This window comes from Micromonospora sp. KC723, from assembly GCF_004348595.1.
Taxonomy (GTDB): domain Bacteria; phylum Actinomycetota; class Actinomycetes; order Mycobacteriales; family Micromonosporaceae; genus Micromonospora.
The window spans coordinates 1-6,703 of sequence record NZ_SMKD01000212.1 but is presented as its reverse complement, the minus strand read 5'-3'; the positions used below and the strand labels follow the sequence as shown (position 1 = coordinate 6,703).

Annotated in this window: 7 protein-coding genes and 1 pseudogene; 6 read left to right on the top strand and 2 right to left on the bottom strand. The window is 68.7% G+C overall.

Going from position 1 to position 6,703, the window contains the following annotated elements; genetic code table 11:
• Positions 1-530, top strand: a 530-nt coding sequence (locus E1165_RS29615) for a hypothetical protein (RefSeq protein ID WP_207917057.1), incomplete at its 5' end; no start/stop codon positions are given.
• A gap of 230 nt (positions 531-760) precedes the next feature.
• Positions 761-2,230: an ISL3 family transposase gene (locus E1165_RS27340; protein WP_243705017.1), complete on the top strand. Its 1,470-nt coding sequence runs from the start codon at positions 761-763 to the stop codon at positions 2,228-2,230.
• A gap of 176 nt (positions 2,231-2,406) precedes the next feature.
• Here the strand turns inward: E1165_RS27340 and E1165_RS27335 are convergent.
• Together E1165_RS27335 and E1165_RS29275 are read right to left on the bottom strand one after the other, a co-directional pair.
• Positions 2,407-3,565: pseudogene (locus E1165_RS27335) on the bottom strand (IS21 family transposase).
• Between the two features lie 251 nt (positions 3,566-3,816).
• On the bottom strand, positions 3,817-4,203 hold the full coding sequence (locus E1165_RS29275) for a hypothetical protein (protein WP_165945340.1): 387 nt from the start codon (positions 4,201-4,203) through the stop codon (positions 3,817-3,819).
• A 212-nt stretch (positions 4,204-4,415) separates the two neighbouring features.
• Between E1165_RS29275 and E1165_RS27325 the strand changes: the two genes are divergently transcribed.
• The 4 genes from E1165_RS27325 to E1165_RS27310 form a co-directional block, all read left to right on the top strand.
• Complete coding sequence (locus E1165_RS27325; protein WP_243705016.1) at positions 4,416-4,826, top strand: phage holin family protein; 411 nt, start codon at positions 4,416-4,418, stop codon at positions 4,824-4,826.
• 17 nt (positions 4,827-4,843) lie between these two features.
• The gene (locus tag E1165_RS27320; protein WP_132394586.1) at positions 4,844-5,566 is read left to right on the top strand and encodes a DUF3618 domain-containing protein; all 723 of its coding nucleotides are present in this window, start codon (positions 4,844-4,846) and stop codon (positions 5,564-5,566) included.
• Positions 5,567-5,833: 267 nt separating this feature from the next.
• Positions 5,834-6,079 (top strand): FAD-dependent oxidoreductase, encoded by a 246-nt coding sequence (locus tag E1165_RS30865; RefSeq protein ID WP_371687402.1) that lies wholly within the window; start codon positions 5,834-5,836, stop codon positions 6,077-6,079.
• A gap of 93 nt (positions 6,080-6,172) precedes the next feature.
• A partial coding sequence (locus tag E1165_RS27310) for a PfkB family carbohydrate kinase (protein WP_243705015.1) occupies positions 6,173-6,703 on the top strand: 531 nt, incomplete at its 3' end.

Here is a 6,703-nt window from a genome sequence, read left to right as displayed (position 1 = left end):
CTCGGCATCGGTCAGGTCAGACGGGTACCGCCGCACTCGATCCATACCCGACTACCGACCGAACCCCGCCCATCGATCGCACCCACTGTGCGACACACCCGACCAGCACACATCCCAAACGCGCTCTCACAGACAACGAAAGCGCTCTGATCTTCACCGCGCACCTCGGCCGATGGCCTGCCGCGCCGGCTTCCGCGTCTGAGGCGGTCGCAAAGATGGGCTGGCAGGATCTGACCGGCTACGAGTGCAACTACAACAGCTTCCACCTGGAGGACTACGCCCCGGTACAGGTCACGATCCTCGACGACGGGCAACCCCAGATCAGCACCGAGGACCAAATCGTGCTGCTACGGCTCGGGATGGTGGTGGCTGACGCCGTGCTTCGCCTCGTCCGAGCCCTACCGCAACCAACAGCCGTCCGCTGCATCGTCCTGGCGAACGACACCAACGGCACGTTCCGATTCCATCGAATCCGACCAAGCGAAGACTGGATCGACCTTGAGGATTGGAGCGGTACCCGAGGGACATGACCGTCGTCATCGGCAGCCACCCGTGAGGTCATGCCGCTCGTACAGCCATCTGTCAACGCCGGCTGAAAGTTTGGCTCTGGCACACATTTTGTGAGTCGCGCTCGTTGGTAGTTCGGGTTGGGTGCCGGGATGGAGATCATTCCGGCGTTGCTGCCGCACCTGACGGGCCTGCGGCTGGAAGCGGTGGTGATCCGGGCCGTCGGGTCAGGATCAACGCGGCGACGCAGACGGTGCGGGCACGGTGTGACGCCTGCGGCACCTGGTCGACCACTGTGCATGGTCGCTATGTGCGGCGGCTGGCCGATGTCAGGTTGGGTGGTCATGAGGTGTTGGTCGCCTTGACGCTCCGCCGATTCGTCTGCGTCGACAGCAGCTGTCAGCGGCGCACGTTCGTCGAGCAGGTGCCCGGCCTGACCCGTCGGCATGCCCGTCACACGGTTCTGGCGGCGGGCGACCTGGAAGCGGTCGCGGTGGCGTTGGGCGGCCGATCGGGCAGCCGGTTGGCGCATCGGTTGGTGGTGTCGGTGTCGCGGATGACGTTGATCCGGATGATCCGGCGGATGCCCGACCCGCCGCCGGTGACGCCGACGGTGCTGGGCGTGGACGATTTCGCTCGCCGTCGTGGGCACCGCTACGCCACGGTGCTGCTCGACATGCACACTCGCCGGCCGATCGATGTCTTGCCTGATCGCACTGCCGACACCCTCGCCGAATGGCTGCGTGAGCATCCTGGTGTTCAGGTCATCTGCCGGGATCGTGGTGGCAGCTACGCCGACGGCGCCCGCAAGGGAGCACCTGACGCGATTCAGGTCGCCGACCGGTGGCACCTGCTCAAGAACCTCAGCGACGCCGTCGAGAAGGTCGTCCGTGGGCACCGCCGATGCCTACGAGAGCACACCGAACCGACGCCCGCCCTGGCCACGCCGGCCACGGATAAGCCGGTAAGGACGGGACGTCGGGCGGCGAACACCCGCCAGCGCCACGCGGCCGTGCACGCCCTGCGTGCCGAAGGACTGTCGATCAGCGCGACCGCCCGCCGTCTCGACATGAACGTCAGAACCGCCCGCAAATACGCCCACGCCGCCACCGCCGGGGCGTTGATCGGCCCGAACGCCAGCAGCCGACTCAGCGTCCTCGCACCGTTCCATACCTACCTGCGTCAGCGACTGACCGACGGCGTCCAGCAGACAGCCGACCTGCACGCCGAGATTCTGGCCAGCGGCTACCAAGGCAGCCTGCGCGTGCTGCGGGACTGGCTAACGACCAACCGCGCCCGACCCACCCCCGCGGCCGCGGTCCGCGTGCCGTCCGCTCGGCGGATCACCGCCTGGATCATGCGCCCCGGCCACAAATTCACCGACGACGACCCCACCGACCTCGCCGACGCCCGAAGCCGCTGCCCCGACCTCGACACCCTCGCCGACCTCGCCCGCGGGATCGCCGCCCTGGTCCGCCACCAAGGCACCGGACAGCACCTCGACGCCTGGATCGACCGCGCACGCCACGGCGGATTCCCCGAAACCCGTGGCTTCGCCGCCGGTCTGGTCAGCGACCGTGACGCCGTCGTCGCCGGCCTCGCTCAGCCATGGAGCTCAGGCCCGGTTGAGGGTCAGGTCAACCGCATCAAAACGATCAAGCGACAGATGTACGGCCGCGCGAACCTCGACCTCTTACGCAAACGCGTCCTGACCAACCCGTGAGCTGCCACCAAGATCAATCACAGAATGTGTGCCAGAGCCAGTTTTCAGGCGGAGCCGACACCTCGGTCAGGGCGCGGCGCAGGTAGGGCAGCTTGAGCCGGCGAGTGAGCTTCCGATCTCGTTCATCGGGTCGCTGCTGAAGCCGGTCACGACGGAGGGCCGGGTGGCGGTGGGCATCAGACGTTGCCCTTGTCGTCACTGTTAGGGGCGGGTTTGCCGAGGTTGGCCCAGGCGGAGGTGCCCGGCTGCAGGCCGCTGCGGGTGATCGGCGGCGAGGTGGGCTCGGCGGCTTGGTGGTCGAGGATGGACGCACGTCGCCCTCGCAGAACCAACCGGCGGCCGCTGCGGTCCCCAAGGGCTCAGTCGACCGCCGCGGCGCCGTGCAGCTTCGCCAGGACGACGGCGTCGGCCATCTACGGGCGGATCTGGCGGGTGCCTGCGCTGCGGCCTCGACCAGTCAGGCGCTGGCGCCCTCGCCGACAGCCAGGAGGCTGGTCGCCCGTGGCGTGCGCTCGGCCTCGTGGTGGTGGTGCGGGTAGTGCTCGTCGCGGATCTGCGGAGTGCCCGCGGTGCGGCGTGAACGCCGGGCGCCCTCGGCTGGTCCATCACCGTCGACCGCGGTCACAATGGCGATCTTCACGGTGTTCTCCACCCAGCCCTTGGACTGCGGATCCGCCGGCACGCAGGTGCGAATCGTCATCCCGTAGTGCCGGCCGACCCCGACGATCTCCGGATGCCGCACCGGGATCCGCGCGACGTGCTCGCTGGTGACGGTGCGCTCAGTGTCGGTCAGCGCGTACGTCGGAACCCCGCCAAGGCGGCGCAGCGTGGTGTCCAGGCACACGATCGCGGTGGGCAGCGTCTTGTCCATCATCGGCAGCACCACCCGGGACCAGGCCAACCAGGCGCACCACAGGTTCACCGGCCGGCCTTTCAGCTTCGGGCCCCGCGCCCCAATCCCACTGCAACCACAGCCCCGGCTCCGGGACCCACGGCCGGAACATCCGCCGGTTGCCAGCCTTGAACGCCGCCTTGACCTCGGCGACCACCCGCCGGGTGGTCCTCTCGGCACCGATGAACCCCATGCTGTCAGCCGTCGGTGGACCACACCCGCCCGGACCCTGCCCTGCGATCTCTCAACTAGATCCTCGATCTTGGGCAAGAACTCGTCGATGACCCGCTCCCGCTTCTCGGTCGGGCTCACGCCCGCCTTCTGCAGCTGCACATACCGGCGCACCGTGTGGTGATCACAGCCGGCCAACTCGGCGACCGCCCCGTAACTTCCTGTGAGATCGAACGCCTCAGAATCTCCATGATCTCCCTACTGCTCTTCACACCGGTCGATCTTCTGGACCGACGATCGTGGCCGCCAGTGGGGAGATCCCTTGGCCGTCGGTGGGGAGATCTGGTGGCCATCAGCGGGGAATTATCTGGCCGCCAATGGGGATCTTTCCGTGGTCGCCAACACAGGGTGCCTACATCGCCTCTTCAGGGGTAAGCGGCCGGCCCGCGCTCTGCTTCGGGCGGGTTGGAGAGGGGACACACGGATGACATCGCGTAGGGAGACTGGATCTCCGCCGTCCGCGTCAGGCGGCGGTACCGCCCAGCGGGCCCGTGGGGAAGCCGCTCGGGTGGGACAGGAGGCGGCCCAGGCCGGTGGACAAGTCGCGCACGAGGCCGCCGAGCAGGGCAGGAACGTCGCGTCGGAGACCCGGCGGCAGGCGTACGGCCTGGCGCGAAACGCCTCTGCCCAGGCCAGATCGCAGGCGCGACAGCAACAGAAACGCGCCGCCGACAATCTGCGTGCGTTGGGTACCGAGTTGCGGTCGATGGCTGACCGGGGCGATCAGGGTGGCCCGGGTGCGCTGGTGGTTCGCCGGGGCGCGGACGTAGTCGAGCGAGCCGCGGGCTGGCTCGACGCTCGACAACCCGGCGACATGGTCCGAGATGCGCGCGAGTACGCCAGCCGGCACCCCGGCACGTTCCTCGCGGGCGCGGCTCTGGCTGGTCTACTCGCCGGCCGGCTGACTCGCGCCCTTACCGCCGGGGGCGACGGGGCTGGACGGGAAGCCGGAGAAGCACCGGCAGGGCAGGCGGACGCGCCGGCTGCGACGCCGCTTCATGCGCCGTCTCCGCACACCGGCGCGGCTGTCCGGCACGGTCCGAGCGGCACCGAGGTGGGTCCGTGAGCACGTCACCCCCGAGCGCTTCCGGCGGACCGGACAAGACCCAGGCGTCCGTCGGTCAGCTGCTCGCCGATGCCAGCCGCAACTTCTCGCTGCTGATGCGGCAGGAGGTGGACCTGGCGAAGGCCGAACTGCGTGAGGAAGCGCGCACCTTCGGCACCGGGGCGGGGCTGTTCGCCGCTGCCGCGCTCGCGGCCCTGCTGGCCCTGCTGTTCGTGTCGCACGCGCTGTGGTGGGGCCTGTCGAACGTGATGGACCAGGGTTGGGCGGCGTTGATCGTAGCCGTCCTGTGGGCCCTGGTCTGCGGCGTACTCGCCTCGCGAGCCCGCACACAGTTGCGCAGGATACGGACGCTGGCGCGCACCAAGCGGACGGCGCAAGAGATACCGGATGCGGTCAGGGGCCGCTGACAGGAGGGAGAGCCATCATGTCGAACGACCCGGACAGGATCCGGCACGACATCGAGACCACCAGAGCCGACCTGAGAGATGACGTCAACGCTCTCGCCTACAAGGCCAACCCCCGCCGCATCGCCGCGGACCAAACAACGCGCGCCCGCGGCCGACTCAGCCGAGCTGTCGACAGGGTCATGGGAACCGCAAGACACACCAGGGCAAACGCCGTCCGTCAAAGCTCGGCGGTTCGTCACCGCCTGTCCAATACGGCCCACCACGGCGCAGAGGCAGCCACGGGTGCGGCACGCCAGGCATCAGACGCGGTTTCCGGAATGACCCATCGCAGTGCAGAGGTAATGACAGGCGCGGCGCACCGGACATCGGACGCCCTGACCGCCGCAGGGCACCGCGCGCAGACACTGACCGACGCCTCCCGCGAGCGCGCGCAAGGCAACCCGCTTGCCGCAGGACTCATCGCCTTCGGAGCCGGTCTGCTCGCCGCCTCACTCGTCCCGCCCAGCAGGAAGGAACGCGACCTCGCCGAACGGGCACAACACGAGGTCGAGGAACACTCCGGCCAGGTCAAACAACAAGCCGCAACAATGATGCACCAGGCGCAGGACAACCTCCGAGAACCCGCGCAGCAGGCGTCAGAGGCGGTCAGGTTTACAGCAGCAGAAGGCACCGCAGCGGTACGCGACACCGGCAGAGACCAAGCCAGGCGCGTGCGGGACGACGCTCGAGACGCCCCGTGAAGGCTGTAGATCCGCAGCCTTGTCCGCCCATCGCCGTCGTAGCTCTCCCACTGTGGCCCGAGCGTCGGCACGCTGCACAGCGCGGGTGCCGTGACCTTGATGCGATCACCATTCACGCCGATGAATTATCACTCATCGAACATCTCCGACAGAGGTAATGGAAGCATGAGAACGAGGAAGAATCGGTAGCTACTGCTGGCACGCCGCCGTACCCTTTGGTCGCTGACAGCAGCGGCAGTCATCGCAGGAGCGGCCGGCGCCGCCACGATGCGGCGGCACCGAGCCCCCGACGATGGCGACCCAAAAGAGCTGGGAGACCGCACCCGGCTGTCCTTCCCGGTCACCTCGCTGGTGTCGTCGGCGACCGGAGTCGTGGTCTCCGGACCCGGCGGGGCGGTGCGCTGCGACCGCGTCGTCGTCACGGTGCCGCCTGCGCTGACGGGCCGCCTGCATTGCGAGCCTCGCCGCGCTCAACCTGGCCCGCCTCACCCGGTCGACACGAATCCAGCGTGAGATCGCCGCCGTCGACCGTCAGCTCGCGGCGTTTCCCACTGAGCCCGGAGTACAGCAGTTGCACGCCGCTCTGGCCGGGTCTACGGCGACGGCATGACCGGCGAGCGCAAGCCCGGCGACAGCGTCGATGTCGCCTTCGTCGGCCGGGCCAACATCGACCTGACCATCCACGTACCGCACCGTGCCCGACCGGGCCGCACCAGCATCGGCTCATCCCTGACCGTCAGCGCCGGTGGGAAGAGTCTCAACCAGGCCATCGCTGCCGTCCGCTGCGGCGGACGCGCTGCGCTGATCGCCAACGTCGGCGCCGACGCCTGGGGCCACCAGATTACGGCGACCCTTACCGACGTTGGTGTCGACACCCGCCACGTCCGGCTCATCCCCCACGCCACCACCGGAACGGCCGTCATCGAGGTCACCCCCGACGGCGAAAGCTACATCACCCTCGCCCTCTCCTCCGCCACCGAACTCACCACCCACGACATCCACCACGCCACCTCCGACCTCACCACGGAAGCAGTGATCGTGCAGCTCGACCTACCACCCGAACCCGTGACCACGCTGCTGCGCCACCGCCGCGCGCCGATCGTCATCGGCAACCTCGTCCCCCACCCCAACCTCGAC

Coding starts and splice junctions, on each gene's coding strand:
- E1165_RS27320 (WP_132394586.1), top strand. CDS start 4,844: ATGTCGAACGACCCGGACAGGATCCGGCACGACATCGAGACCACCAGA.
- E1165_RS30865 (WP_371687402.1), top strand. CDS start 5,834: ATGCGGCGGCACCGAGCCCCCGACGATGGCGACCCAAAAGAGCTGGGA.